The following is a 26,970-nucleotide window of genomic DNA, read 5'->3' as shown; positions in this document are numbered from 1 at the left end:
GGAGGTCTCGGGCGGCGATAATAAGTGACGAGTGCCATCTCATACAGAGATGGGCCTGGGAGGGTTCCTCGTGGATCTGCGGCAGATGGAGGTGGCCGTCGCGGTCGCCGAAGAGGGCGGGTTCACGGCGGCGGCGCAGCGTCTGCACGTCGTCCAGTCGGCCGTCTCGAGCACGGTACGCGCCCTGGAGCGCGACCTGGGCACTCCGCTGTTCGAGCGCACCACCCATCGGGTGGCCCTGACCCCGGCCGGTGAGGCGTTCATCCCGGCCGCACGAGCGGCGCTACGGGCCGCCGAGCAGGCGCGGGCGGCAGTCGACGGCGTACGGGGACAGCTGCGCGGGCGGATCACGGTCGGCACGATGCAGGGGGTCTGGGCCGGCCTGCACCGTGCGCTGGCCGGGTTGCGGAAGGAGCATCCCGGCGTCGTGGTCCGCCTGCGGCAGGCGGCGGTGGTCGACATCCGGCGGGCGCTCCGGGATGGCGCCGTGGACCTCGCGGTCGTCGCGCTCGACCGCCAGCAGCAGCGAGGTCTGGAGACCCGGTTGTTGTCCCGGGAGGAGATGGTGCTGGTGACCTCGTCCGGGCGCGAGTTCGCCGGGCCGGTGACGCTCGCCGACGCGGCCAGGCTGCCGCTGGTGGACTTCTCGCCCGGCTGGGCGATCCGGCACTCGGTCGATCAGGCGTTCCGCGCGGCCCTGGTCGAGCGGACCACCACGTTCGAGGTGAACGACATCGTGGCGGCGTCCGAGCTCGTCCGCCACGACCTGGGCGTGTGCATCATGCCGGAGTCGATCGCGGCGAGATTCCCCGACCTGGCCTGCCACCGCTTCGCCCAGCACGCGCCGAGGTGGAAGGTCATGGTCGTCCGGCCCAAGGGAGAGGCGCCGCCGGCGGTCGCGGCGCTGCTCCGGCACATCACCTGAGCCTCCGGCGTCAGACGGAGGTTGCCCGGACCGCCTCGCGGATCAGGTCGGCCACGTCCTTGGGGCGGGACACCGCGACGGCGTGCGAGGCGCCTTCCACCTCGACGGCGGTCGCTCCCGCCCGCTTGGCGCCGAACCGCTGGACCTCGGGATTGATCGCCTGGTCGGCGGTGGCGATGACGGCCCAGGAGGGCTTGGTCCTCCAGGCCGCCGTGGCGGCGGTCTCGGTGAACGCCGCGGCCGCCAGCGGCCGCTGCGCCACCGCGAGGACCTTGGTGACCTCGGTGGGGACGTCAGCGGCGAAGATCTCCGGGAACGCCTCAGGGGCGATCGTGACCTCGACCGCGGGGTCTGCGCCCTCGACCGGGTAGGCCGCCTGCCGCAGGCTGGCCCCCAGCGGCGGCTCGGGGAAGCGCCCCTGCAGCTCGCCGAGGCTCTCGTTCTCCTCGAGCACGTACGCGGCGACGTAGACGAGGCCGGCGACGTTGTCGGTGGCGCCGGCCACGGTGATGACCGCGCCGCCGTAGGAGTGGCCGGCCAGCACGACCGGGCCGTCGATCTGGGCGGCCAGGGAGGCGATGTACGCCGCGTCGGAGGCCAGGCCGCGCAGCGGGTTGGGCGGGGCCACCACGGGAACGCCGTGCTGCTGCAGTTCGGCGATGACGCCGCTCCAGCTGGCGGCGTCGGCGAACGCGCCGTGCACGAGAACGACTGTGGGAGTGGTGCTTTCCGTCATGGGGAGGGCTCCTTGATCAGGGTACGCGCGGTTCGGACGGCCGGGTGTCAGGCGCTCAGGGCGTCGCGGAGGAACTCGCCGCCCTGCTGGGTGGCCGCCTTCGCGGCGTACGTGTCGCGCATCGCGTTGACCATGACGAAGTCGTGGATGATCCCCTGGTAGCGCACGGCCGTGACGGGGACGCCGGCGGCACGCAGCTTGGCGGCGTACGCCTCGCCCTCGTCGCGGAGCACGTCGGCCTCGGCCACGATGACCAGCGCGGGTGGCAGCCCGGCGAGCTCGTCCAGGCTCGCGCGCAGCGGCGAGGCGGTGATCTCCGCTCGCTGGGCGGGGTCGGTCGTGTACTGGTCCCAGAACCACCTCATGCCGTCGCGGCTGAGGAAGTAGCCGGTGGCGAACTGCTCGTAGGAGCCGGTGTCGAAGTTCGCGTCGGTGACGGGGTAGAACAGCAGCTGCGCGGCGAGCTTCGGCCCGTTGCGCCGCTTGGCCAGGATGGTGGTCGCCGCGGTCATGTTGCCGCCGACCGAGTCGCCGGCCACCGCGATGCGGGCCGGGTCGAGGTCGTGCTCGGCCCCGTGCTCGGAGATCCACTGCAGCGCGGCGTAGATCTCCTCGATCGCGGTGGGGTATTTCGCCTCGGGCGAGAGGCTGTAGTTCACGAAGACCGTCGCTGCCTGGGCCCGTACGGTCAGCTCGCGGACGAGCCGATCATGCGTGTGGGCGTTGCCGAACACCCAGCCGGCGCCGTGGATGTACAGGACCACGGGCAGGCTGCCCTGGGCGCCGACCGGCCGGAAGATCCGGATGGAGACCTCGCCCGACGGTCCGCCGGGGATGACGAGGTCCTCGATGTCGGCGTCCGGCACGGGGACGTCGCCGTCCTGGACGGCGTCGACGGCCTTGCGTCCCTCGATCGGGCCGAGGTCGTAGAGGAACGGCGGGTTCTTGGTCGCTTCGACGAACGCCTGTGCGGCCTCTTCGAGCACGGGCTTGATATCGGACATGCTGCCTGATCTCTTTCCATGGGCATGTGCGCCGCCGGTGGGCGGCTCATGCCGTCAGCATCGCAATCCACCCATACCGGACGCATCAGTATGTTGACTGACCATTTCGACGCGTCACTACCGGGGCGGACAGGGCGTCCTTGAGGAAGAGGCCGCCCTGCCGGACGGCGGCCAGCGCCGGCGGGCTGTCTCGCAACGGGTCGAGCGAGGCGAAGTCGTGGACGGTCCCGAGATACCGGACGGCGGTGACCGGCACGCCTGCCTCCAGCAGCCGGCGCGCGTACTGCTCGCCCTCGTCCCGTACGACGTCGGCCTCCGCGGAGACGATCAGAGCGGGCGGCAGCCCCGCGAGATCCGCCGTGGTCGCCCGTGACGGCGCGGCGGTGGGCTCGGCCAGCTCGTGCTCGTCGTCGGTGTACTGCTGCCAGTACCACTCCAGCGCCGCGCGGGTCAGCAGATAGCCGGACGCGAAGCGCCGCTGCGACGCGGTGTCGCAGCGCGGATCCGTCATCGGGTAGTACAGCAGCTGGGCCCGGATGCGGGGGCCGCCGCGCCGCTTGGCCATCATGGTGAGCGCCGTGGCCATGGTCGCGCCCGCGCAGTCACCGGCGACCGCCAGCCTCCGGCCGTCCAGCCCCAGGCCGGCGGCGTGCTCGGCCACCCAGGTCAGCACCGCGTACGACTCCTCGACGGCGACCGGATACCGCGCCTCAGGTGTCCGGGTGTACTCGGGGACCACGAACGCGGCGTCGCTGGCAGCGGCGAGCTCACTGATCATCCTGGCGTGGGTCTGCGCGTCGCCGAGCATCCAGCGGCCCCCGTGGACGTAGACGACCACCGGAAGGACCCCGGCCGTCCGGACGGGCCGGAACACCCAGAAGCCGGCGAGCTCGGACGGCCCCACCGGCGCCACCCGGAACTCGGCCTCCACTCCGGAATCCTCGCCCGGGTGGCCCTGGGTCTCCAGCAACGCCTGCCGGCCGTCGTCCGGGCCGAGCTGGTGCAGGTACGGCGGTGCCGCCGAGGCGTCGACGAGCCTCTGGACCAGGGGATCGAGGACGACGGCTGGGCCCTCGCAGGCGCCCCCGTCCGAGGCGGGCTCAGTTCCCACGCACCTCACCTTCCGTTCGTACGTGCAGGGGTCACAGATCGTCGAAGAGGTCGCGGAGCTGGTGACGGCTGCTCACGCCCAGCTTGGGATACACGTTGTACAGGTGAGAGCTGACCGTGCGGGGGGACAGCATGAGCTGCTCGGCGATCTCCCGGTTGCGCAGTCCCCGTGCCGCCAGCCGTACGATCTGGCGCTGCTGGGCGGTCAACTCCCCGAGCGGGTCCGCCTGGACGGGCGAGGTGCCGACGCCGCTGGCCCGCAGCTCCACGCGGGCCTCCTCGGCCAGGCCGGACGCGCCGAGCCGGGTGAACGACTCAAGCGCCGCAGCCAGGAGCGGGCGAGCGTCCAGCGGCCGCCGTTTCCTGCGCAGCCACTGCGCGTAGTGGAGCCGGGCCTGCGCCCGGGCCAGCGGCCACTGCTCGCCCGCCGGGTTCACCGTGGCGAGCCGGAAGTGGTGCTCGGCGTCCTTGGGGTCGCCGGTCAGCGCGTCGGCGTGGTGCAACAGCAGCGTCATCCGGGTCGTCGGCCGCGCGCCCGTCGCGGCGCGCACCGCCGCGACGACGCGCGCCCCCTCGTCCTGCCGGCCCGTCCGCTGGGCGGCCGCGGCCAGGTCGGCGACCGACCGGTGCGACAGGAAGTAGTGCAGCGGCACGCCGTCCTCGCCGAACAGCAGCCGGAAGTGGCGGAACGCCGAGTCGAAGTCGCCCGCCGCCGCGGCGCCGATGCCGGCGGCACGCAGCAGGCGTGCATGGGTGGCGCGGTTCTCCTCCAGGCCGACGGCCGTCCATGCGGGGTCGGCCGGCATGCCGGCGGACTGCCCGCGCAGGGCCCGCAAGGTCGTCTGCAGCGCCTCGACGTCGATCTCAAGATGCCTCAGCTTCTGAACGGCCGCCAGCGTCGCCGTCTCCTCCAGATGCTCGTCTGCCTCCGCCCACCGTCCGGTGTCGATCAGCGCCGAGCCCATCGCCGCGAGCGTGGGCGCGGCGGGGCCCATGGAGCCGTACGCGGCGAGCAGCGCGTACGCCTGGCGGAAGGACTCCACGCACAGCTCGGACTCGTCGGCGTACCAGGCGACGGCGCCGGTCGCGTGCATGCGGGTCATCTCCGCGACGCCGCTCGGCGGCTCCGGCCCGCTCCGCCGTCGACGGATCCGCCGCAGCAGCTCGGGGGCGCCGACCGGGTCGGCCCCGGCCAGGGTCACGTTACGGACCGCCTCGAAGGCGTCGGTCGTCGTCAGCTCGGAGTAGGGCGTGTCGCGGGCCCCGGCCTCGAGCCCGTCGAGAAGGGGGGCGATGGGGCGCCTGACCTCGGGCAGGCCGGACTGGAAGGCGACCGCCTGGAGCACGGCGGCCATGGCGAGCACCGTCATGCCGTCCTTGGGCGGCTCCGGCCGCAGTGCGCTCATCAGCACCTGGAAGCCCTGCCGCTGGTGGCCGAACAGCGACAGGGCTATGCCCGCACCGCAGGCCGCGACGCCCAGGAGGTCCCGATCCTCGGTCAGCGCGGTGACCTTGTCGTACAGCTCGCGTACCCATGAAGGGTCGCCGGCGTTCTGGGCGGCTCGCAGCGCCTTGGCGTACCGCCGTGCCCGGTCCTCGACCTCCGGACTGCGCTCGGCGGACCGTTCCAGCGCCCGTGCCGCCGCGAAGAAGCCGCCGCGTCGTTCGGCGAGTTCCGCGGTGTCCTCCAGCGCCGCCGCGACAGACTCGTCCTGGCCGGGGCACGCGGCGGCCAGATGCCATGCCCGGCGCGCGGGATCGGCGTCGAGAACGGCCGCGAGGTCGGTGTGCACCCGCTGCCGCAGGTGCGCCGGGGCTCCGTGATAGGAGCCCGCGCGCACGAGCGGGTGCCTGAAGGCGACCCGGCCGCCCGCGACGGTGATGAGCCCGGCACTCTCCGCGGGCGCCCACACCCCCAAATCGGACCCGGCTCCCGCCGCGGCCATGATGGTCTCCAGGTCCTCATGGTCAGACGAGGCGGCCGCGTAGAGGATCAGCCGCTGGGTGTCGGCCGGCAGGGCACGCAGCCGGGCGGCGAACATCTCCTGGATGCGCAGGGTCTGCGGCAGCCCGCTGCCGGGCACCGCCTGGCCCGCTCGTACGGCGCGGCACAGCTCGATGATGGCCAAGGGGTTTCCGGCGGCCTGTTCGAGCAGGTCGAGCCGTGCCCGGCCGGTGGGCGGCTCCGGTTGGGCGTCCAGCAGGCGTGCGGCCGCCGCGCGGCTCAGCGGCGCCAGGAGCAGCACGGGCAGGTCCGGCTTGAAGCCGTCCGGCGGCGTGTGGCCCCGTGCCGCGAGCAGCACCGTCACGGCCTGGGCAGCCAGGCGGCGCATCACGAAGCTGAGGACGTCGCGCGAGTCGCGGTCGAAGTGCTGGACGTCGTCGGCGACGAGGAGGAGGGGCCGGCGCCGGGAGACGCCGGCCAGAAGGTTCAGCACTCCGACGCGCAGCGGCATCGGGTCATGCTGCCGGGTGGCGGCGACGATCCCGAACGCCGCTTCGAGCGCCTCCCTCTGGTGTTCGGGGAGATCGCCCGTCTCGGGCAGCAGCGGGAGAAGCAGCTGGTGCAGGGCGGCGAACGACTGTTCCGCCTCGGCCTGGCAGCCCTGCGACGCCAGCACGAGGCTGCCGATCTCTCTCGCGCGGCCCGCCGCGGCCGTCAGCAGCGCCGTCTTCCCCGTACCGGCCTCCCCGAGCAGCAGCAGCGCCCGCGACTCGCTCCGGCCCGCGTCGATGGCGTCCAGGAGGTGGGCGGTCTCGACCCTCCGGCCCACCAGCTCGGGACCGGGTCCCTCGCTCGCCCGGCCCGGCCAGGAGAAGCCGTGACCGGCGGCGACCATCGGCTCATCCATGGTGTTTTCCCCCGTTATGTCCAGAACGGCGACCTATTCTGCCAGTTACTGATGCTTTAGGGCGGTTCCAGGGCGGCGCTCGGTTGTCCAGTAGAGCAGCGCGAGGACGGGAAGCGCGGCGCCCAGGGCGGTCACGCCGGTCCAGCCGTAGGCGTGATAGATGATCGAACCTGTCTGGGAGCCGATGGCCCCTCCGGCGAAGAACGTGGCGATGTAAACGCTGTTGAGCCGTGCCCGCGCACCCGCGTCCAGCCGGTAGATGGTGTGCTGGCCGAGAATGAGGGTGGTCTGCACCGCCATGTCGAGCAGGACGGCGGCGACGGCCAGCAGGATGATGCTGTGCCGGCCGAATCCGGCGAGCGCGGACGCCAGCGCGGCGGCGGCGAACGCCGCGCCGGTCATCGGGCGCACCAGCCCGCGGTCGGCCCAGTGTCCCGCGAACGGCGCCACCGCCGCTCCGGCCGCTCCGACCAGGGCGAACATGCCCACGCCGAAGCCGGAGTAGTGGAAAGCGGGGCCGGTCAGCTCGAAGGACACCGTGGTCCAGAACGCGCTGAACGCGCCGAACATCACCGCCTGGTACAGGCCGCGCCGCACCAGCGCCGGGTGGGTGCGCACCAGCCGCGCGGTGGAACGCAGCAGCCGCCCGTACGACACGTTCGTGCTGGGGGCGTGGCGGGGCAGGGCCGAGCGCAGCGCCAGCGCCAGCACGGCCATCAGGACGGCCGAGCCCAGGAAGACGACGCGCCATCCGGCGACCTGGGAGACCAGGCTGCTCAGGGTACGCGACAGCAGGATGCCGGTGAGCAGGCCGCTCATCACCCGCCCGACGACGCGCCCGCGGGCGTGGTCGGGGGCGAGACCGGCCGCGAACGGGACGAGGATCTGGGCGACGACCGAGGTTCCTCCGGCGATCAGCGAGGCGGCCAGGAGGACGGGGAAGGCGGTGGCGGTGCCCGCCACCACCAGCGCCGCCGCGGTGACCGCCAGCAGGACCACGACCAGCCGGCGCTTCTCGATGCGATCACCGAGCGGGACGAGGAGCAGCATGCCCGCCACATATCCGATCTGGGTCGCGGTGATGAGCCCGCCGGCGGCGGCCGTGCCGATCCCGAAGAACGCGCCAAGCGAGGACAGCAGAGGTTGCGCGTAGTACAGGTTGGCGACGGTCATCCCGGAGGCGACGGCCAGGAGCACGACGAGCCGGCCCGAGGGCGTGGCGGTCCGCTGGGCGGTCTGGAGTTGAACGGAAGGAGTCACAGCTGCCTCTCAGAGTGGAGCCGTCCGAATGTCTTCGAGGCCTTCCAACGGCGGGCATGCGCCGGCGCTTCCTCTGCCAAAGCGATAATCAGCGATGACTGTCATCTCGATCGGAGATGAGCCAGCTGATGCGGCCGGTCGTTCACGGCTTGGTGAGCGGTTCGGCCTGGTAGGCGCGGTGCAGCAGCTCCACGAAGGACGGCGCCTCAGGCAGGGGCACGGCGCCGATCCGGTGTACGGCCACACCCGGTGTCCATGAGTTCATGACCACGGCCCCGGACAGGGCCGGCAGGCCGGCGAGCGTGATCTCCTGGGTGCGCTGGGGGATGCCGAGGCGATCCAGCTGCCGGCGGACGATGGTCATCGTGATCCCGCTCAGCATCTCGGCCACCGGCCAGACCACCGCGGTGCCGTCCCAGAAGGCCAGGTTCCAGATCGACGCCTCGCTGAGCCTGCCCCGGCGATCGACGAAGGCGGCGTCGTCGAAGCCCTGTCCGACGGCCTGGCGGAGGAAATACGTCTTCGCCACCTCGCCGACGTGCTTCACGGCCGGGAGCATCCGTTCGTGCTCGACCGGCGCCAGCGCCAGCGGGCCTTGCGGGCCGGACGCGGCGGGTCCGGTACGGACCAGCACCTCCGGCTCCACCTCGGCCCCGGCCACGGTGAACTCGCCCGCCGGCGAATACACCGTGGCCGTCAGCGAGACGTCACCCGGGCCGCCCTCCAGGGCCGCACGCAGGTAGGACCGCACTCGATCATCAGGCAACGCCCGGCCGAACAACTCCACCGAGGCGACCCGCAGCCGCTCCAGATGGAGGTCCAGGCCCCGGATCCGCCCATCACGCACCTGCATGGCGGTGAAGTGCGCGTAACCCGCGAAGGCGAGCGGCGCCAGCTCCTCGGCGGCCACCGCCCGGCCGTTGCGTTGCACAACAGAAGAGGCAGCAAGAGTGCTCATTGACGTCTTCCCTCAGCTCGTGGTCAGGCCCCGGAGGATCGGGGGCCGCCAATGAGCCTGCCGCGGCGGGGCGACGTCTCCCAGAGCTCTGTTCCGCGTACGACCCGTGGTCCTACTACTGACAGGGTCAGTCTCATATCTCCCCCTATGCGTACGATCGGGACAATGAGCGATATGGACTTTCCGCCCGGCCCGGAAGGGGAGGCGGGTCCGGGCGGCGAGCAGCCGATCGATCCGCGTGCCGAGATCGGCGCGTTCCTGCGCAGCCGCCGGGCCAGGTTGACGCCGGAAAACGTCGGGTTGCCGGTCTTCGGGCGGCACCGGCGGGTGCCGGGACTGCGCCGCGAGGAGCTGGCACAGCTCGCCGGCGTGTCGGTCGCGTACCTGACCCGGCTCGAGCAGGGCCGGGGCAACAACGTCTCCGACGAGGTGGTCCACGCGATCGCGCGCGCCCTGCGGCTGACGGACGCCGAGCACACGCACCTGACGCACCTGGTCAGGTGCCAGCACAGGAAGCAGCCCGCGCCGCCCCACCAGCAGCAGGTACGCGCCACGCTCCGGCAGCTGCTGGCCTCCTTGGACGGGGTGCCCGCGTACGTGACCGGGCCGCGCTCGGACATCCTGGCCTGGAACCGGATGGCGACGGCCCTGTTCGGCGACTGGGACGGGCTGCCGTCCCGGGAGCGCAACTGGGCGCGGCTGGTGTTCCTGCGGCCCGGCCATCGCCGGCTGTTCGCGGAGTGGGAGTCGAAGGCCATCGACGTCGTCGGCGCCCTGCGCCTGTACGCGGGCTGCTATCCGGACGACCCGCAGCTGTTGACGCTCGTCGGCGAGCTGTCGGTGAAGAGCGAGGAGTTTCGCCGCCTGTGGGCCAGGCACGACGTCAAGGAGACCAACCACGGCACCCGGCGCCTGCGTCATCCCCTGGTGGGCGAGCTCACCCTCTCCTTCGAGTCGATGCGCCTGCCCGATGACCCCGAACACTCCCTGACCGTCTACCACGCCCCGCCAGGCTCCGCCGCGGCGGAGAACCTGAGGTTGCTGGGCAGCTGGGGCACGGACATGATCGGCACGACGCCCGAGGCCCTTTACTAAGTAGATTTCAGGGTGCGGCGACGACGGTCACCGTCGCCACCGCGGGCACGTCGGTCCCGGCCACGTCGCCGGAGAGCTCCACCGTCCCGGCGGTCCGCCAGGCGGCGGCGTCCGGTCGCCGCCACACGACCGGACGTTCCTGGGTGCTCCCGTCACTGAGCTTCACCACCACGCGTCCGGGGAGCAGGGGGGCGCTCCCCGCCGCCGTCTCGGCCGCGACCGCCTCGACCGACGACGCCGTCACCCCCGCCAGGCGCTCCCACTCGCCGCCGCGCAGCGGCACCACCACACCGTGCTTGGTGTTCTGCGGCAGCTCGAACTCGCCGTCGTACGGCGCCCACCCGCCCGACTCGAGGTCGGTCGTGACGAACGGGCGGTATCCGTGCTGGGCCGAGCCGTACTGGTCGACGAAGAGGAACCAGCGGTCGGCGTAGTTGTCCTTGAACACGAGCGGGCCCTCGACGTCGCCGTACTGCTCGCGGCCGATCCGCTCGCGCAGGACGACGGCGTCGTCGGCGAACAGCGACGACACCACGTCCGCGTAGAGCTGGCGACCGGCGGGTCCGTTGTCCTTGTGGAAGCGGAACACCTTGCCGCCGTGGCGGATCATCGTCGTGTCGATCGTGGTGCTGCCGGTGTCCAGGTACACCCGCGCCGGGCTGAAGGTCACGAAGTCCTTCGTGGTGGCGTACATGGTGCGGCTGTACGTGGGCCGGGTGTGGCCGGGGTCGTTCTCCTGGTCGAACAGGTTGGCGGAGAAGGTCACGACGTACTCGCCGAGCTGGTCGTCGTAGATGGACTCCGGCGCCCACGCCATCCCGGCGTCCGGCGGCGCGACCTCCACCAGTCGCCCGTCCGACCAGTTCACCAGGTCGTCGGTCTCCCACACCATGATCGAGCGGCTGCCGTGGGCGGACCACACGTCCCATCCGGCGTCGTCGCCGCCGAAGACGCGCAGGTCCGTGGCCACGAGATGGAACCTGTCGCCCGCCGGCGAGCGCACCAGGTGGGGGTCGCGCAGCCCGGTGGTCCCCCGCGTCGACTCCAGGATCGGCTCTCCGCCGTTGAGCCGGAACCAGCGGGCCGGGTCCTCGCCGCGGCTCAGGGAGAGATAGATCTTCTCCGCGTGCCTGTGGGGATCCTCGACGAAGTGCGCCATGACGTACCCGAACGGCGCCTGGTTTCCTGTCATCGGTCCCTTCCGTTCATCTCACGCTTCGACCCACCGGTCACGCGATCACGCCTGTCGCGGGATCGATCGTCCAGGAGTCGCGCCACTCGAGCTGCGCCTTGCCGCCGCCGATGCGCATCGGCAGCCAGACCGGCGCCGAGTGGAACAGGTCGTCCCTGATCCACCGGTCGCCCACGTACACATGACTGATGGCGTCGGAGCCGTGCACGGGGACGATCACCGAGGTCTGCGAGTCGTGGGTGGCCGAGCCGGGCGGCGCGAAGTCGGCCCACTCGCTCCACGGCCCCGCCAGTGACGTGGCCGTGGCGACCTTGTTGTCGTTCGTGGACCAGCCCGTCAGGTCAGAGCCGAACAGGTAGTACAGCCCGTCGGCCTTGACCAGCGCCGGCGACTCGTACCCGTGCTGACCGGCCGGGTGGTCGCCGGGCGGGGCCAGCGTGGTCGAGACGATCTCCTCGACCGCGAGGTGGTCGGCGGAGAGGCGGTAGATGTGCAACCCGTGCTCGCGGTCCTCCGACATCAGGTAGCCGGTGCCGTCGTCGTCCTGGAAGACGCCGATGTCGCGGCTGATGTTGCCGAGCGGCCGCTCGCTGCGCAGGTAGGTGTAGGGCCCCTCCGGCCGGTCGGACACCGCCCAGCCCAGCCGGGCGTAGGCGTAGTCGGGCGAGTCGACGTGCAGGAACATCACGTGCCGGCCGTCGGGGTTGCGCAGCACCTTGGGGCGCTCGACGACCCGCCCCGGGGCGATGTCCGGCACGCCGGGGTCCGGTGCGAGCGCGTGCCCGTGCGAGGTCCACGTCGCCAGGTCGGGCGAGGAGTAGCAGGCCACGCCGCCGAAGGTGCCGCCCGCCGACTTGTCCTCGCCCCAGGCCCAGAACAGGCCGTCGAAACGCTGGATGCCGACTCCGTGGAGCTGCGCCACGTGACCGTGCTGGTCGGTGAAGAGCTTTCCCGGGGCGATGGTCCCTCGTGGTGCGCGCGGATAGGTGGACACACAACCTCCCTCGACTCGGCGAGGGAAAACGTTACCAGGAACACTCGATCTGCCACGGCTCGGGACCGGGAGTTCCTCGACCCCCGGCTCCGCCTTAGCGATTACGGCCGACCAGGAAGAGGCCGCCCTTCAGGCGTTGGCATCGGCTCGAGACCCGGGAGACCGTCATGCCCGGCACCCACGGATATCGTTGTCTATCCGCCTCGGCGTGGAGGCGCCTGGTGGGCCGGCCTCACAGTGGGACCTGCCAGCGCAGCCGCGTGCCCCCCTCGTCGGGGATCTCGAGCTCGGCGGTGCCGCCCAACCGGGCGGCGCGGTCCTCGATGTTGCGCAGGCCGCTGCGGCGTCCCGTCTCTCCCAGGCCCACGCCGTTGTCGGTGACCAGGAGGACGAGCTCGGAACCCACGGCCTCGACAAGAACGTCGGCGCGGGTCGCGCGGGAGTGGCGGACCACGTTGGACAGGGCTTCGCGCAACACGGCCAGCAGGTGCGCGGCGACCGGCTCGGCCACCAGGGTCTCGATCTGCCCCGCCATGCGCAGGCCCGGCATGAAGCCCAGATGGCCGGCGGCGCCCTCCACCAGCTCCACGATCTGCCCGCGCAGACTGGGCGCGGCCTCGCCGGCGCCCTGCAGCGCGAAGATGGACGAGCGGATCTGCCGGATCGTCTCGTCCAGCTCGTCGATCGCGTGCTGGACCCGCTTGGCCGCCTCCGGCCGCTCCACCAGCCGGATCGTGCTCATCAACGTCATCGCCGTCGCGAACAGGCGCTGGATGACCACGTCGTGCAGATCCTTGGCGATGCGGTCCCGGTCCTCCAGCAGACCCAGCCGTTCGGCGTCCCGGCGCGCCTCGGCCAGCTCCAACGCGACCGCCGCCTGGCCGGCGAACGCCTGCAGCACCTGCTGATCCGCCCCGCTGAACGGCAACCGCCCGCTCCGCTTGGCCAGCACCAGCACCCCGCGCACGTCCGGCACGCTGCCGAACGGCACCATCATCACCGGCCCGTAACCCAACCGCCGCAGCGGCGAGCCAGGACGCGAGACGCTCTGCATGTCCGGGGCGGACATCGGCTCACCCTGGGTGAACACCTCACCCGCGAGCGTTTCCGACACCAGGAAGACGGCGCCCAGCAGCTCCTGCTCGCCCTCGCCCTCCGCGAGCTCCACGATCAGCGACTGTTTCGACGGCTCAGGCAGGAGCACCTCGACCAGGTCGGCGTCGGTGATCTTGCGCGCGCAACTCGTCACCAGGCTCAGCACCTGGCCTGGGTCGGCACCGGACAGCAGGCTGGTGGTCACCTCGGACGCCGCCTTCAGCCAGGTCTCACGCCGCCGTGACTCCTCATACAGGCGGGCGTTGTCCACGGCGATGCCGGCGGCGGTGGCCAGTGCTATGACGATGGCCTCGTCCTCCTCGTCGAACTCGCCGCCGCCGCGCTTCTCGGTCAGGTAAAGGTTGCCGAAAATCTCCCCGCGCACCCGTATCGGAACGCCGAGGAAGGTGCCCATCGGCGGATGGCCCGGCGGGAAGCCGTACGACTCCGGGTGGTCGGAGATATGGGCCAGCCTGAGCGGCCGCGCATCCTTGATCAGCAGGCCGATCAGCCCCAGGCCGTGCGGCCAGTGCTCGATCCTGGCGATCTCCTCCTCGCTCAGTCCCACCGGGACGAACTGGATGAGCGTGTGCTCCTGGCCGACCACGCCCAGCGCGCCGTAGCCGGCGTCCACCAGCTTCGTCGCGGTCTCTGTGATGCGGCGCAGCACGCCTTCCAGATCGAGCTCGCTGCCCACCGACACGACCGCCTCGAGCAGCGCGTGCACCCGGTCCCGGGTGGACAGCACGGCATCGAGCCGCGTCTGCAACTCGGCCAGCAGCTCATCGAGCCGCATGTGCGGCATCAACGGGTGCTGCTCGCCATCCACATCTCTCAGTGTCGCACCTGACCAGCCACAACGCCCATCGCCGGTGCTGGAGCGGGCGCGCTTCCCCGGAGCCTCCTTCCTACGTTTGTGCCGTGTGCGGCCGGATAGCGTGGTAAGTGTGATTCGTGTGTTCCTCGTCGACGATCACGAGGTCGTGCGGCGGGGTGTCGCGGCGCTGCTGGAGGCCGAGGAGGACATCGAGGTCATCGGCGACGTCGGCACGGCCGCGTCGGCGATCGCCCGCATCCCCGCGCTGAAGCCCGACGTGGCGGTGCTGGACGTGCGGCTGCCGGACGGCAGCGGCGTCGACGTGTGCCGGGAGGTGCGCTCCCGGGTGCCCGGGCTGGCGTGCCTGATGCTGACCTCGTTCGCCGACGACGACGCGCTGTTCGACGCGGTGATGGCGGGGGCTTCCGGCTATGTGCTCAAGCAGATCCACGGCTCCGACCTGGTCGGCGCGGTCCGTACGGTGGCGTCCGGGCAGTCCCTGCTCGACCCGCAGACCACCGCCGCCATGCTTGAGCGCCTGCGCCGGCAGGCGACCGCGAAGGACCCCCTCGCGGCGTTGTCGGAGCAGGAACGGCACATCCTCGAGCTGATCGGCGAGGGGCTGACCAACCGGCAGATCGGCGAGCGGATGTTCCTGGCCGAGAAGACGGTCAAGAACTACGTGTCCAACCTGCTGGCCAAGCTCAACATGCAGCGCCGCACCCAGGCGGCGGCGCTGGCGGCGCGGTTGCGCGACGGCCGTCGCGAATGACGCCTCCTACATCGCCGGGGGACCGTGAGGAGGTCGTCCTTGTCGAAGGTCACGTCGGACCGCACGTCCACGACGCCCTCGATCATCCGGATCCTCTCCGTCAGCGCGACGGCCTGTGATCTCCACTCGGCCGCGCCGCTGATCTGCACCACGCCCTGGTCGATCTCGATGGTGAACGTCTCGGGACTTGGCAGCACGGCTCCGATGTCCGCGTCCAGTTCCTCGGCCGGGCGGGTGACGGCCCGCAGCACGTCACGCTGGTGCAGGGTGCCCATGATCCGCCCGGTGACCACGTTGATCACGGGTATCTGCTTGATGCGCGTCGCGTGCATCAGCAGGGCCGCGTCCCGCACGCAGGTGCCCGGCGTGACAGTGATCGCCGGCGAGGTCATGAGCTGAGCCGCCGTCGTGTCCGCCGGCTTCTGGTGGTCCTGCCGCTGCCTGACGGGCTCGGACATCGGCATGCCGGGCCGTACCGTGTCGGCCCCCGTGAGCAGCAGGTCATCCTCGAAGACCACGCCCACCGGCCGCCGGTCCGCGTCGATCACGGTCACCGCGCTCACCGCGAACCGTTTCATCGCCTCCGCGATCTCCGTCAATGGGGCGTCCTTCATCACGGCGATGGCCACACAGCCCATGATGTCCTTGACCTCGATCGCCATGACATCCTCCTCCAGTGCGCCGGCACGGACTCGCGCAGGAGTGGCGAATGTCCCGCCGGTCGCTCACCAACCCCTCGTGCCCGGCCCGCGTGACTGCGTGCCCTGCGACTTGTCCCACGTCCCGCACGGCATGTCAGAACCGCCGAACCAGCCGGCCGAGTCCCGCTGCATCTGGAAGATCTCGGCACGCCGGTCATCGCGCGCTTCGGCGGCGAACGCGGCGACCTCGCCGTGCTTGGACCACTCGGACACCAGCAGCTGCTGAGACATCGTGACCGACGTCATGTGCTGGTCGATCATGTCGCACAGGAACGCCTTGTCCAGCGCATCACCCGACAGCCTGGACATATCGCGCATGAGTGGGGCGTAGCCGGTCCCCGTACCCGAACGCTCCGGATACCACTTCTCCAGCCAGGCCTTCATCGTGGCGGTCTGAGCGCCTTGCGTGGCCGAGATCGAGACGCCGAGCGCACGCATCCGAGGCCGGTCCGAGCGTTGCAGGTGCCGGGCCGCCGCCACCGCTTCGTTCTGGTAGGCCACCATGCGGGCCAGATAGTCGGCCTCGTCACTCACGCTCGCGTCGAGCACCGGCCCGGCGGACTCCGACGTGCCCCACCCCGCCAGTGGCGCGGCGCTCGCCTGCCCGGATGTGATCTGCGTGACCTGCTGGGCCACATCGGTGGCTGCGACGGTGACGCCGGTCAGGGCCACGGTCGCCAGCACGGATCCAGCCGCGATCCTCGCAACTGCCGACCGTTTCATGTCCCGACTCCAACACTCTGTCCAAGAATTGGCTTTTCCCTCTTCCTTTCCAGGCTGGCGGTTGCCCCCCTACCGGGCCAGGGCCGTACGACCCTCATGACCGGGACCAACGGCCTTCGCCGGCACCTGTGAGGCGTGGCGTGGCACGTCTCGGAGCGTCATCGCGCGCGGCCTCGAGAAGGTGTCCGGGGCAGGACGGGCTCCAGGTGGAACATCCCGGTGACCACCTCACCGGGCGTCTCGGCGGGCCGGACCCGTCCGGCGACGGCCGACAGCACGTCGCGGGCCGTGACCAGGCCGACCAGTCCGCCGCCGTCGACCACCGGCACGGCGTCGCATCCGGCGTCGAGCATCACGGCGGCGACCCGGGCCAACGGGGCATCCGGCAGGACCAACGGCCTGCGCTCGCTCCCGAGCAGCGCCCGGACCTGGCGCCTGGACTGCTCATAGGGCCCGCCCGACCAGGACGCCGCCAGCTGCTCGCGGGTCAGGACGCCCAGCACGTGACGCCCGTCGACGACCGGCAGGTGGTGCACGTCAGCGCGGCGCATCAGCTCCCAGGCCATCAACGGCGACTCGTCCGGCTTGACGACCACCAGAACACGGCTCATCACCTGCCTGGCGGTCAGCGATTCGACGGTCATGACTTCTCCCTACTCCACCCTCGCGACAACGAGTGCGCCACACCCGGGGACAAAGTCACGAAATGTTGTGACATTGGTCCCATAACCGGCGGGACGGTCGGCTGGGATTCAGCGGAGTGTCGCGCCGGCGAGCAGCTGGGCGAACCGTGGAGGTGTGCCAGCCTGGGACCACATCGTTCGCTGCCGGGCGGCGCCCGTTCCGCGGCCGTCGAGCCGGTGGATCAGCAGGGCGATCGGTTCGGGCTCGGGCAGGCGCGGCAGGAGGAGCTCCAGCAGGGCGCGGTGCGGCATGGCGCGTGAGGTGTACGGATCCACGGCGAGCGCGTCCAAGCCGTGGCGGGCGGCGGCGTTCAGCTCGGCGACGACCTGCCTGTCACTCAACGTCTTGATCGGCACACCACGTGCCACGTCGGCGATGGCCAGGCAGACAAGTGCTCGTGCCATGGCGGCCAGCAGGACGGCGTCCTCGACCGAGAGGCAGGTGTCCATGACGCGTAGTTCCACTGTCGGGTAACGCGGCGACAGGCGGGCGTGGAAGTACACGCTCCGCTCGTCCATGGCCCGGCCGCAACGGATCAGCTGGCACACGGCGGCGTCGTAGTCGGCCGCCGATCGCCATGCCCCGGGCGGCACCGCCGTCGGCCAGCGGCTCCACTGCCGGTGGCGGCGGCTGGCCCAGCCGGTGTCCACGCCGCCGGCGATGGGGGAATTGGCGCTGAGTGCCAGGAGCGTGGCCAGGAAGGGCCGGAGCCGGGTGAGGACCTGCACGCCCAGCTCGCGGGAGGGCATGCCGACGTGTACGTGGCAGCCGCAGGTGCCGGTGCCCGCGACCAGGCCATGGCGGGCCGCCAGCTCCTCATAGCGGGCATCGGCCGTGAGGGCGGACAGACCGGGCGTGTGTCGCGGGACGATGCCGGAGGCGACCAGGTGGCAGCCCAGTTCCTCCGCCGAGCGCGAGGCGAGCAGCCGGTGTCGGGTCAGCTCCTCTGCCAGCTGCTCCAGGTCGGTGCACACGCCGGTGACCGTCTCGAGCTGGTAGCGCATGGCCTCGGCCTTGATGTGGGGGTCGCCGCCGAGCAGCGCCAGGACCGCCGGGGCGCTGAGGGCCGGGCGGCCGTCGGCGCGGTCCAGCAGCAGGAACTCCTCCTCCACCCCCACCGTCAGCGTCCGGCTCCCGGAACAACGTGCCACAGCGGTGGCGACCGTGCCGCTCGCTCCCATCACGGCCTCCCTGAAGCGATGACCCGCTTCGTGCCGCCCGCTCCCATCGCGGCCGCCCCGAAGCGATGACCCGCTCAGCTTCAGGATGGCCGCGCGACGAGGTTCTCAGAAGTGACCAAAGTCCCTGCTCAGTGGGACTTCCGGCCCTACGGGCACCCCGGCGACTCGGCCGCACGCCGCGATCTGCGCCGGTCGTCAGCCCAGAGCGTCGAGCAGCTCGCGCTCGCGCCGGACGCTCAGGCCGGCGCGCCGGTCCCGGTCCAGGCCCTGCTCGCGTTCCCAGGCCAGCGTGTCGGCCAGCAGCTCCGCCCGGGGCCGATGACGGAGTCCCGCGGCGCGCGCCGCCGCCCCGCTCCGCGCCGAGAAGCCCTCCCAGCCCTGCTCGACCAGCCACATCGGCAACGACTCTGCCCCCATGTACTCGGCCACGCCGTTCGCCAGCAGCCACGCCGAGTCGGCGGCGACCACCGGACCGGTGTGCCCGCCGATGGTGCGGGACAGCTCGATCCACTCTCCGAACGGAACGACCGGACCGACCGCGTCATATGTGCCGGTGCGCCCCGCCTCCCCGGCATCCAGCAGCCAGGCCGCGAGGTCCCGCACGTCGACGGCCTGTGTCGGCAGGGCCGGCGCGTCGGGAACCAGCATCGGCCCTCGCGGATCGCGCGCGGCACGGGCCACCCAGTAGCCGGAGCGTCCGCTGCGATCGCCCGGTCCGCCGATGAGACCGGCGCGCGCGATGAGGAGGCGGTCGCCGACGGCCGCCGCCGACGCCTGCTCGCAGGCGACCTTCGCCTCGCCGTACGATTCGCGGCCGGCCTCGTCCTGATCGGCCGGGGCGAGCAGCGCCGTGGACTCGTCCGCGTCCGGCGCGGCATGGGAGGCGTAGGCGCTGACGGAGGACACATAGGCCCAGTGCCCGGCCCTGCCGCCCAGTGCGTCGAGCGCCGCACGGACGAAGCCCGGCTGCCATGACACCTCGATGACCGCGTCCCATTCGCGGTCGAGCAGCGGCTCGTACGCCGCCGGATCACGCCGGTCGGCGGCCACCAGCCGCGCTCCGTCCGCGACGGGCCCGCTCTCACCGCGAGCCAGGCACGTCACCCGATGGCCGCGCTCGACCGCCTGCCGCGACAGCTCCCGGCCCACCCATGCCGTCCCACCCAGAATCAAGATCTCCATCCAGACACCCAAGCACCGCGAACACCGGACACCCATCCGGGTTCACTGTGAGCGGACCCGGGACCCGCCGCAGGGCGGCGCGTTTTGCCTGGTCTTGGGGGGCAGTTCATTAATCTGCGAAGAGGTGATGTCCCGCGTCCGCTGTGATTGGCATCGGACCGATGGCATACCTCTCGTGGCTTGGGGGCGAAAGGATGGTGGTGAACGGGCCCTCCCCCGCGGCTTCGGGCGAGGAACGGCTTCGTCTGCTCGTCTCGGCGTGCGCCGGGCTGAGCGACATCGAGGTGCTCGAATACGCCCTGGACCAGGCGGTCGCCGCCACGCGCGCGCTCGGCGGGATGATCCACTGGGCCGGGCCCGTCGGGAGCCGGCAGCCGCGCATGGTGGCCGCCTCCGGGCTGCCCCCGGCGGCGCTGGAGGCATGGGGACAGACCCGGGACGTGGTCATGCGGGTGCTGCGCGACGGAACGTCCGTCCGCGTCCCCCTCACGCGCGCCGCGTCTGAGGCGGCCGAGGCGATGCCCGTGATGATGACGGCCGTGCCGCTGCACGGCCCCGACACGCCCGTGGGCTGCCTGTCCGTGTTCTGTGACGAGACAGTGGAGCCGGACTTCCTGCGGTCCTTGGCCGCTTGGCTGGACAAGCGCCTCGCCAGGACCGGTGCCGGTTCGGCCGCGAAAGGTCCGTGGTTGCAGGAGCGGTCCGCCGACTCCGGGCTCAGGCAGGCGTTGAAAGCGGTCAAGATCGGATCGTGGGACTGGAACATCCGCACCGGTGAGCTGTGGTGGGACGACCCGGCGCTGACCCTGCTGGGCATCGACCCCGCCACCGCGCCGCACCACATCGACACCTGGGCGGGCATCGTCCATCCGAAGGACCTGCCCAGGGTGATGGCCGCGACCGAGGAGGCCATCCGCACCAGGGCACTCTACGAGGTCGAGTACCGCGCCCGCCGCCCGGACGGCACCACCGGTTGGATGCACGCGCGGGGCCGCCTGGTCCTGGACGAGCGGGGCGAGCCGGTCCGCATGGTCGGCACGGTCTGGGACACCACCGAGAGCCGTGTCGCCCGCGAATCGGCCGGCCGCGCGCTGCGCGACATGAGTGACGCCTTCATCGCGCTGGACCGCGACTGGCGGATCACGTTCGTCAACCGCGTCGCCGAATCCCTCCTCGGCTCCGCCGAGCTGATCGCCCAGGTGGTGTGGGACCTGACCGCCGGGTGCCCGCCCGAGCTGCAGGCGATGTGCCGCCAGGTCGCCGCCGAGCGCGTGCCCGCCAGCCTCGACCTGCGGTGGCCGACCGACGACCGGTGGTACCACGTGCGCCTGGTGCCGGTGCCGGACGGCCTGACGCTCTACCTCGCGGACATCACCGACAAGCGCGTCCAGGACGAGCAGCGCGCGGCCGCCGTACAGGCCGCCGCCGAACGCGCCACCTGGATCCAGGAGCTGACCCTCGCACTCGGCGAGGCGGTCACCCTCCGCGACGTCATGCAGGTCATCGCCCGGCGGGTGCTGCCGCCGTTCGACGCCGCGGGACTCACCGTGCTGGCCGGCGAGGGGGATCACCTGCAGGTGGTCGAAACCATCGGGCGTCCATCCGACATCCTCGGCGAGTTCAGGAACCGGACGACCCTGGCCTCCGCGGCCCTCGCCGACGTGTGCCGGTCACACGTACCGATCTTCATCACGTCGAAACCGGAACGCCGCGCGCCGGACGGCGACGAGGCCCGCCGGACCACGGCACCGGACACGGACAGCTGGGCGGTCCTTCCCCTGCGCGTGCCCAACCAGCCCGCGGGTTGCTGCGTGATCTCCTTCGACCGGCCCCACGAGTTCGCCAGCGAGGAGCGCACCCTCCTCACGGCGCTCAGCGGGCTGATCGCCCAGACGCTGGCGCGGGCCCGCATGTACGACGTGGAGCACACCCGCGCCCAGGAGCTGCAGCGGCACCTGCTCCCCCGCGACCTGCCGTCCTCGCCCTGCCTCGCCGCCGCGGCCCGCTACCTGCCCGGCGGCACCGGGGCGGTCGGCGGCGACTGGTACGACATCATCCCGCTCTCGGCGGACCGGGTCGCCCTGGTCATCGGCGACGTCATGGGCCACGGCCTGACCGAGGCCGCCACCATGGGCCGGCTGCGCACCGCCGTACGCACCCTCGCCGACCTCGAGCTGCCGCCTGGAGAACTGCTCGCCCACCTCAACGACCTGGTCAGCGACCTCGGCGACGACTTCTACGTCACCTGCCTGTACGCGGTGTACGACCCGGCCGACGGCCGGTGCGTCATGGTCAGCGCCGGCCATCCGCCGCCCGTCCACGTGCTCCCTGACGGCACGGTCCGCGCCCTCGACGTGACCTCCGACCCGCCCCTGGGCGCCGCCGAGCCGCCGCTCAGCACGTACGAGCTGCACCTGCCAGAAGGCAGCCTGCTCGTGTTCTACACCGACGGCCTGATCGAGTCCTCCACCCGCGACATCGACAAGGGCATGGCCGAGCTCACCGGGCTCCTGACCGGCCTGCGCCCCGGCCCCTCGGGCACCGACCTCGACCGGCTCTGCGAGTCCGTCACCGCGGCCATGCTGCCGGCCCAGCAGCAGATCCCCGACGATGCCGCCCTGCTCATCGCCCGCACCCACCGCCTCGCGGCTGAGAACATCGCCTCCTGGGACCTTCCTGACGACCCGATCGCGGCTCGCGAGGCCCGCGAGCACGTGCGGCAGCAGCTCGCCACCTGGCGACTGGACGACCTCGTCGCGACCACGGAGCTCATCGCCAGCGAGCTGATCAGCAACGTGATCCGCCACGCCAGAGGCCCGCTCAACCTGCGCCTGCTGCGCAGCCGTACCCTCATCTGCGAGGTCACCGACGGCAGCCTGACCACCCCCCGGATCCGCCGTGCCGCCGAGACCGACGAAGGCGGGCGCGGCCTCCAGCTCGTCGCGGCTCTCTCCCAGCGCTGGGGCACCCGCTTCACCACCGACGGCAAGTGCATCTGGACCGAACAGGCCCTCCCCGCGGCCGGGACGTGACAGGGCCCGGCTGGAAGAGATCGCCACCACACCGGCCCCACACCCGGGCTTCCTAGATTCGACTCGCCAAGTGATCCATGGCGAACGGAGGAAGCAGCATGCCAACTCAGACCGTTGAACTGCCGACGTTCTCGCTGGCGGGAGACGCCGCGCCGAGCGTGACGACCGACGCGCCGCACGAGCGCGCGTGGACCCCGCCCTTCTCCTCTCCTCGCGCCGAGTAACAGGGCCCGAGTAACGATGGCCGGCGGCGGGATGTCCCCCGTCGCCGGCCCCCTACCGGTGAAATCGAGGTGACGTCATTGGCTCCCGTATCGAATGTCGAGCTGATCTCCGACATCGATCTGGCACTCGGCTCGAACCGCCGGTTCGGCTCCGCCGAGGCGATCGAGGCCAGGAACCTGGCCCGCTACCGGCTGGGCCTTCAGGTACTGGCCCGCTACCACCCCTGCGCCGCCGGCAGGCTGTCGCGGCTGTCCCTGGCGGGCGACGCCGAGCTGCGCCCGCTGATGTACGACCCGGTCCTGCGCAACGCGTTCGAGAACGACATGACCGCGCTGGAGCGGCAGGACGGCGAGGCCGCCGACCTGGTGGCCTACCTGGAGAGCGGTGTGGCGGACGCGCTCGACGGCGTCGGGCCTTGTGAACGTCTTTCTCGCCCGGCGGTGCGTCCGTGGCCGGATCGCGCCGTCTCGTGGGTGTGGACGGACCTCGAGACGGGCTCCGAGTCTGAGACGGCACTGAGCGCCCGTCTGGAGGAGCTGCTGGCAGGGACGCTGTCCCAGGACGGCTCCGGCAGCCGGGTGCGTCCCGACGCCGGCCTGCTCGCCGGGCTGCGCCAGGCCGCCGAACTCCTCGCCGAGCTGCTGCCCCACACGGGCGCCGGGGTGCTGCCGCACGTCTCCCTGGTCGGGTTCGTACGGGACGAGCTGGCCGACGGAACCCTCAACTCGATCTCCGGCGGCGACCCGCTGCCCTCGGCTCTCTTCCTGGCCCCTGAGCGGCTGGCCGATCCCTGGACCGCGGCCGAGACGCTCTTCCACGAGGGACTGCACCTGAAGCTGTTCGACGTGCTGCGGACCGGCTCCATGGCCGCCGAGTCCGAGCAGCTGATCCCGATCCCGTGGCGCGTGCAGCCGTGGACCCTGACGCGGGTGCTGTTCGCCATGCACGTCTACGCCCACCTGGTGCTGTTCCGCGCGGCGGCGGCTCAGGCGTCCCCGGCCCTGCGGGCACGGTACGGCGAGCCGCCCGCGGCCGAGTTCGTCGATCTGGCCACCCCCGGCAGCCAGGCAGCCGCCGGCGGCGGGTACACCACCAGCCTGGAACGGGCGACCTATCTCGCCCAGCAGGCCTCCCAGGTGCACGGCGAGCTGCTGACCCCTACCGGCAGGCAGTTCGTCGACTGGCTGATCGGCGGCGTGGCCCCCATCGCTCCCGGAATCCTGCCAGGACAGGCGCCCGCCGCGCCCCGGCGGCCGGCCGCCGAGGTGACGTTGGAGGCGCGGGGCTACCGCCGGGCGGAGCCGGTGCAGGTGTGCCCGATCCCCGAGCAGCGGCAGCTGGTGGCGTTCTCCCCGGCCCCGCGGAGCTTCCGCTGGCTGAACGACCATGCCTGGACGATCTACGCGCTGTGCGACGGCCGGGACCTGTCGTCGCTGCGTGAGCGGTACAGCCAGGTGGCGGGGCCCGGCGCCGAGGACCGGCTGAGCCCCGGGCTGGCCGGCCTGCTCCACGCCGGGCTCATCGTGCCCGTGGGTTCCTGAGGATCCCACGGCTACCCGGCCGTCCCCAGCTCCTTGAAGAGCTGTTCCGCGGTGGCGAGGTGGTGGGCGGCGGCGCTGTCGCCCCGGTCGGCGTAGGCCTCGCCGAGCTCCTTGTGGGTCTCGGCGAGGCCCTTGCGGTCGCCGATGCCGGATCGGATGCGCAGCGCCATGGCGAAGTGCGCGAACGCGTCCTTCTCCCATCCGAGAAGGTGATAGAGCCCGGCCAGGTCGTTGATCACCTGACCCTCGCCTCTCGCGTCGCCGGTTTCCCGATGGATGGCCAGCGCGCTCAGGAGATGCCCGAGCGCGGACTCGTACCGGCCGAGCTTCGCCTCGGTCAGGCCGATGTTGTTCAGCGCACGCGCTTCGCCCTTGCGGCTGCCGGTGGACCGGCGCAGCGCGAGCGCCTCGCGGTAGAGCTCCAGCGCTTCGGCGTGGCGGCCGCGGGCGTCCAGCACCACGCCCAGGTTGTTGAGCGTGTTGGCCTCGCCGTGGGTGTCGCTCGTGCGCCGGTGGATGGCCAGCGCGCGTTCGTAGTGGGCGACCGCCTCCTCCATCCGGCCCAGGTTCCGCAGCACGATGCCGAGCAGGTTCAGCGTCTGCCCCACGGCGTCGTCGTCGCCCGCGTCCTCGAGGATGTCCAGCGCCTCGCGCAGTTCGGTGAGGGCCGCGCCGTACCGGCCGAGCAGCCAGGAGACGGTGCCGATGCTGCGCAGCGCGGCGCCCGTTCCTGCCGGGTCTGCGAGGCGCTGGTAGATCTCCAGTGCTCTGCGGTGCTCTGCCAGGGCCTCGGGGTAGCGGCCCAGGTACTCCAGGGTCGCGCCGAGGTTGTTGTGGGCCACGGCGGCCTCCAGGTGCTCACCGGCCCGCTCGGCGGCGCTCGCGGCCAGGGTGTGCAGCTCCGCGGTGCCGGCCAGGCTGTGGCGTAGGCGCAGCAGCCGGGCCAGTGCCGCGGGCAGCCGCCAGGCGGCCTCCAGGTCGTGGGCGGCGGCGTGACGGGTGGCGGCGAGCACGTTCTCGTACTCGTCCTGCAGCACGAGCGGGTCGTCGATGGTGCGGTACCACTCCAGCAGCCGGCGTACCGCCTCCTCGCGCACCACCCCGTCGTCCTCGGCCTCGGCTCGGTGGCGGGCGTAGTCGAACAGGAGATCATGGAGGTGGTAGCGCTCCTCCGGCGACCGGCTGTGACGGGCCTGAATCAGGCTGCCCGCCCGCAGCGCGTCCAGACGGGCGCGAGCCTCCGCGGCGGAGACGCCGAGCATCGCGGCCAGCGCCCTGGCCGTGAAGCCGCCGCCACCGGGGATCAGGCCCAGGCGGCGGAAGGCGATCCGGCCGGCCTCGGTCAGTGCCTGGTAGGACAGGTCGAAGGTGGCGCTGACGGCGGCGGACGGGGCGTCGCCGAGGTGCAGCGTGCCCAGCCGGCCGCGCTCGGCGAGGTCCGCCACGTACGTGGCGATCCGGCGATGAGGGTGGTCGGCCAGGTGAGCGGCGGCGATCCGCAGGGCCAGCGGCAGGTGCCCGCACTGGCGGGCGAGTTCGGCCACGGCGGCGGGCTCGGACTCGGAGCGGTGACCGATGACGGCGGACAGCAGGGCGACCGCCTCGGCGGCGCTCAGGATGTCGAGGTCGACGGTACGCGTGGCGTTGTGCAGCGCCAGGCCGGAAAGCCGGTTCCGGCTGGTGACCAGCGCCAGACAGCCCTCGGTGCCCGGCAGCAGCGGCTGGACCTGGGCGGAGTCGGCCGCGTTGTCCAGCAGCACCAGCACGCGCCGGCCGGCGAGCAGCCGCCGATAGGCGGCGGCGAGCTCGTCCTCGCTGCCGGGCACCTGCTCCGGAGGCATGCCCAGGGCGCGGACGAACCGGTCCAGCGCCTCCCGAGGCGTGATCGCCTCCTCCGGGCGGTGCCCGCGCAGCTCGATGAAGAGCTGCCCGTCGGGGAAGCGCTCGGCCATCCGGTGTGCCCAATGCACCGCGAAGGCGGACTTGCCGACGCCGGGCATGCCGCTGATGACCGTCACCGCCTCCAGGCGGGTCCCGGCCGGCGCGGTCAAGTCCCGCAGAGCGGCACCGCGCCCGGTGAAGCCGGCCAGGTCGGGGGGAAGCTGCCGGGGTACGGGCGCGTCGAAGCGTTTGCGGCGCTCCTCCTCCCGCTGGAGGATCCCGGCCCGTGCGCGGCGCAGCTCCGGCCCCGGATCCAAGCCGAGCTCCTCGGCGAACACCCGGCGCGCCTCGTCATAGGCGGCCAGTGCCTCCCTGGGTTGTCCCGAGCGGTCCAGGGCGTCGATCATCCTGCTCCACAGGGACTCGCGCAGCGGGTGTTCCGCCAGCAGCCCGCGGACCTCCCCGGCGATCAGGGCGTGCCTGCCGAGCCTGGCCAGCGTGTCGGCGTACTCCTCGAAGACGGCCAGCCGGAGCCCGTCGAGCCGGAGCCGCTCCGCCGCGATCAGCGATGACTCCGGCACGTCCGCGAGCGCTCCCGCCCGCCACAGGCCGAGTGCCTCCTGGAAGCGTCGCACGGCACGTTCCAGGTGGCCGGCCTCTGCCAGCTCCCGTGCCAGGGCGGCGAGCTGCTCGAAGACCTGGGCGTCCGACGAGGTGCCCTCGAGCCCCAGCCGGTAACCGCCCGGCTCCCTGACCAGCCCGCCGACGCCCTTCCCGCGCAGCCGGGAGATCAGCGAGTGCAGGGTGCTCTCGACACTCCGTGGCGGCGCCGTGCCCCACAGCTCGTCGACCAGGCGTTCGACGGGAACGGTCCGCCCCGCTCTGATCAGCAGGATCGCCAGCAGCGCACGCTGCTTGGGCGCGGTCAGCGGCACCCGTGAGCCGTCGCGCCAGAGCTCCAGAGTCCCGAGGATCCGGAATTCCACGCTGCCCCCTTGAGCGCGCAAGCC

21 protein-coding genes are annotated in these 26,970 nt (G+C 72.0%); 6 read left to right on the top strand and 15 right to left on the bottom strand.

Annotation, left to right across the window (positions count from 1 at the left end; all coding sequences use genetic code 11):
* Positions 1-49 precede the first annotated feature (49 nt).
* Complete coding sequence (locus ACIBVN_RS01435) at positions 50-925, top strand: LysR family transcriptional regulator (protein ID WP_397131417.1); 876 nt, start codon at positions 50-52, stop codon at positions 923-925.
* A 10-nt stretch (positions 926-935) separates the two neighbouring features.
* On the opposite strand, the gene ACIBVN_RS01430 is transcribed toward ACIBVN_RS01435, so the two are convergent.
* From ACIBVN_RS01430 to ACIBVN_RS01405, 6 genes are all read right to left on the bottom strand, one after another.
* On the bottom strand, positions 936-1,661 hold the full coding sequence (locus tag ACIBVN_RS01430) for an alpha/beta fold hydrolase (RefSeq protein ID WP_397131415.1): 726 nt from the start codon (positions 1,659-1,661) through the stop codon (positions 936-938).
* Between the two features lie 47 nt (positions 1,662-1,708).
* Positions 1,709-2,665 (bottom strand): alpha/beta hydrolase, encoded by a 957-nt coding sequence (locus ACIBVN_RS01425; protein ID WP_397131413.1) that lies wholly within the window; start codon positions 2,663-2,665, stop codon positions 1,709-1,711.
* 85 nt (positions 2,666-2,750) lie between these two features.
* Complete coding sequence (locus tag ACIBVN_RS01420; protein WP_397131411.1) at positions 2,751-3,776, bottom strand: alpha/beta hydrolase; 1,026 nt, start codon at positions 3,774-3,776, stop codon at positions 2,751-2,753.
* Positions 3,777-3,807: 31 nt separating this feature from the next.
* A complete protein-coding gene (locus ACIBVN_RS01415) occupies positions 3,808-6,627 on the bottom strand; it encodes an AAA family ATPase (protein ID WP_397131409.1) in 2,820 nt (939 codons plus the stop codon).
* A 45-nt stretch (positions 6,628-6,672) separates the two neighbouring features.
* A complete protein-coding gene (locus ACIBVN_RS01410) occupies positions 6,673-7,887 on the bottom strand; it encodes an MFS transporter (protein WP_397131407.1) in 1,215 nt (404 codons plus the stop codon).
* A 142-nt stretch (positions 7,888-8,029) separates the two neighbouring features.
* On the bottom strand, positions 8,030-8,845 hold the full coding sequence (locus tag ACIBVN_RS01405) for an aminotransferase class IV family protein (protein ID WP_397131405.1): 816 nt from the start codon (positions 8,843-8,845) through the stop codon (positions 8,030-8,032).
* Between the two features lie 165 nt (positions 8,846-9,010).
* On the opposite strand from ACIBVN_RS01405, the gene ACIBVN_RS01400 reads away from it, so the two are divergent.
* On the top strand, positions 9,011-9,940 hold the full coding sequence (locus ACIBVN_RS01400) for a helix-turn-helix transcriptional regulator (RefSeq protein ID WP_397131403.1): 930 nt from the start codon (positions 9,011-9,013) through the stop codon (positions 9,938-9,940).
* A gap of 7 nt (positions 9,941-9,947) precedes the next feature.
* Here the strand turns inward: ACIBVN_RS01400 and ACIBVN_RS01395 are convergent, their stop codons facing one another.
* From ACIBVN_RS01395 to ACIBVN_RS01385, 3 genes are all read right to left on the bottom strand, one after another.
* Positions 9,948-11,132 (bottom strand): Ig-like domain-containing protein, encoded by a 1,185-nt coding sequence (locus ACIBVN_RS01395; protein ID WP_397131401.1) that lies wholly within the window; start codon positions 11,130-11,132, stop codon positions 9,948-9,950.
* A 37-nt stretch (positions 11,133-11,169) separates the two neighbouring features.
* Positions 11,170-12,126 (bottom strand): family 43 glycosylhydrolase, encoded by a 957-nt coding sequence (locus tag ACIBVN_RS01390; RefSeq protein ID WP_397131399.1) that lies wholly within the window; start codon positions 12,124-12,126, stop codon positions 11,170-11,172.
* A gap of 232 nt (positions 12,127-12,358) precedes the next feature.
* On the bottom strand, positions 12,359-14,026 hold the full coding sequence (locus tag ACIBVN_RS01385) for a GAF domain-containing protein (protein WP_397131644.1): 1,668 nt from the start codon (positions 14,024-14,026) through the stop codon (positions 12,359-12,361).
* A 142-nt stretch (positions 14,027-14,168) separates the two neighbouring features.
* Between ACIBVN_RS01385 and ACIBVN_RS01380 the strand changes: the two genes are divergently transcribed.
* Positions 14,169-14,810, top strand: a complete 642-nt coding sequence (locus tag ACIBVN_RS01380; protein ID WP_397131397.1) for a response regulator — start codon at positions 14,169-14,171, stop codon at positions 14,808-14,810.
* Here ACIBVN_RS01380 and ACIBVN_RS01375 read toward each other — a convergent pair.
* The 5 genes from ACIBVN_RS01375 to ACIBVN_RS01355 form a co-directional block, all read right to left on the bottom strand.
* Complete coding sequence (locus ACIBVN_RS01375; protein WP_397131395.1) at positions 14,717-15,472, bottom strand: CBS domain-containing protein; 756 nt, start codon at positions 15,470-15,472, stop codon at positions 14,717-14,719. The genes ACIBVN_RS01380 and ACIBVN_RS01375 overlap by 94 nt on opposite strands.
* Before the next feature lie 63 nt (positions 15,473-15,535).
* Positions 15,536-16,195 (bottom strand): DUF305 domain-containing protein, encoded by a 660-nt coding sequence (locus ACIBVN_RS01370; RefSeq protein WP_397131393.1) that lies wholly within the window; start codon positions 16,193-16,195, stop codon positions 15,536-15,538.
* Between the two features lie 197 nt (positions 16,196-16,392).
* Positions 16,393-16,878: an HPP family protein gene (locus tag ACIBVN_RS01365; RefSeq protein WP_397131391.1), complete on the bottom strand. Its 486-nt coding sequence runs from the start codon at positions 16,876-16,878 to the stop codon at positions 16,393-16,395.
* 108 nt (positions 16,879-16,986) lie between these two features.
* Positions 16,987-18,099, bottom strand: coding sequence for a YbdK family carboxylate-amine ligase (locus ACIBVN_RS01360; protein WP_397131389.1), 1,113 nt, complete (start codon positions 18,097-18,099; stop codon positions 16,987-16,989).
* A gap of 195 nt (positions 18,100-18,294) precedes the next feature.
* Positions 18,295-19,281, bottom strand: a complete 987-nt coding sequence (locus tag ACIBVN_RS01355; RefSeq protein ID WP_397131387.1) for an NAD-dependent epimerase/dehydratase family protein — start codon at positions 19,279-19,281, stop codon at positions 18,295-18,297.
* A 200-nt stretch (positions 19,282-19,481) separates the two neighbouring features.
* Here ACIBVN_RS01355 and ACIBVN_RS01350 point away from each other — a divergent pair, with 200 nt between their 5' ends.
* The 3 genes from ACIBVN_RS01350 to ACIBVN_RS01340 all read left to right on the top strand — a co-directional run bounded on the left by ACIBVN_RS01350 (position 19,482) and on the right by ACIBVN_RS01340 (position 24,079).
* Positions 19,482-22,313 (top strand): SpoIIE family protein phosphatase, encoded by a 2,832-nt coding sequence (locus ACIBVN_RS01350; protein WP_397131385.1) that lies wholly within the window; start codon positions 19,482-19,484, stop codon positions 22,311-22,313.
* A 98-nt stretch (positions 22,314-22,411) separates the two neighbouring features.
* Positions 22,412-22,537, top strand: coding sequence for a hypothetical protein (locus ACIBVN_RS01345; protein WP_397131383.1), 126 nt, complete (start codon positions 22,412-22,414; stop codon positions 22,535-22,537).
* A gap of 78 nt (positions 22,538-22,615) precedes the next feature.
* Positions 22,616-24,079, top strand: coding sequence for an aKG-HExxH-type peptide beta-hydroxylase (locus tag ACIBVN_RS01340; RefSeq protein ID WP_397131381.1), 1,464 nt, complete (start codon positions 22,616-22,618; stop codon positions 24,077-24,079).
* 11 nt (positions 24,080-24,090) lie between these two features.
* Here ACIBVN_RS01340 and ACIBVN_RS01335 read toward each other — a convergent pair whose 3' ends face one another.
* A complete protein-coding gene (locus ACIBVN_RS01335; RefSeq protein WP_397131379.1) occupies positions 24,091-26,946 on the bottom strand; it encodes a tetratricopeptide repeat protein in 2,856 nt (951 codons plus the stop codon).
* Positions 26,947-26,970: the final 24 nt, after the last annotated feature.

Source organism: Nonomuraea sp. NPDC049400, assembly GCF_044466425.1.
Taxonomy (GTDB): domain Bacteria; phylum Actinomycetota; class Actinomycetes; order Streptosporangiales; family Streptosporangiaceae; genus Nonomuraea.
This window is presented reverse-complemented; position numbering and strand designations above follow the sequence as displayed.

Excerpts from the sequence above, each read along its gene's own strand:
- ACIBVN_RS01435 (WP_397131417.1), top strand. The coding sequence starts at position 50 with ATGGGCCTGGGAGGGTTCCTCGTGGATCTGCGGCAGATGGAGGTGGCC.
- ACIBVN_RS01430 (WP_397131415.1), bottom strand. The coding sequence starts at position 1,661 with ATGACGGAAAGCACCACTCCCACAGTCGTTCTCGTGCACGGCGCGTTC.
- ACIBVN_RS01425 (WP_397131413.1), bottom strand. The coding sequence starts at position 2,665 with ATGTCCGATATCAAGCCCGTGCTCGAAGAGGCCGCACAGGCGTTCGTC.
- ACIBVN_RS01415 (WP_397131409.1), bottom strand. The coding sequence starts at position 6,627 with ATGGATGAGCCGATGGTCGCCGCCGGTCACGGCTTCTCCTGGCCGGGC.
- ACIBVN_RS01405 (WP_397131405.1), bottom strand. The coding sequence starts at position 8,845 with ATGAGCACTCTTGCTGCCTCTTCTGTTGTGCAACGCAACGGCCGGGCG.
- ACIBVN_RS01400 (WP_397131403.1), top strand. The coding sequence starts at position 9,011 with ATGAGCGATATGGACTTTCCGCCCGGCCCGGAAGGGGAGGCGGGTCCG.
- ACIBVN_RS01395 (WP_397131401.1), bottom strand. The coding sequence starts at position 11,132 with ATGACAGGAAACCAGGCGCCGTTCGGGTACGTCATGGCGCACTTCGTC.
- ACIBVN_RS01385 (WP_397131644.1), bottom strand. The coding sequence starts at position 14,026 with ATGCCGCACATGCGGCTCGATGAGCTGCTGGCCGAGTTGCAGACGCGG.
- ACIBVN_RS01375 (WP_397131395.1), bottom strand. The coding sequence starts at position 15,472 with ATGGCGATCGAGGTCAAGGACATCATGGGCTGTGTGGCCATCGCCGTG.
- ACIBVN_RS01365 (WP_397131391.1), bottom strand. The coding sequence starts at position 16,878 with ATGACCGTCGAATCGCTGACCGCCAGGCAGGTGATGAGCCGTGTTCTG.
- ACIBVN_RS01360 (WP_397131389.1), bottom strand. The coding sequence starts at position 18,099 with ATGGGAGCGAGCGGCACGGTCGCCACCGCTGTGGCACGTTGTTCCGGG.
- ACIBVN_RS01355 (WP_397131387.1), bottom strand. The coding sequence starts at position 19,281 with ATGGAGATCTTGATTCTGGGTGGGACGGCATGGGTGGGCCGGGAGCTG.
- ACIBVN_RS01345 (WP_397131383.1), top strand. The coding sequence starts at position 22,412 with ATGCCAACTCAGACCGTTGAACTGCCGACGTTCTCGCTGGCGGGAGAC.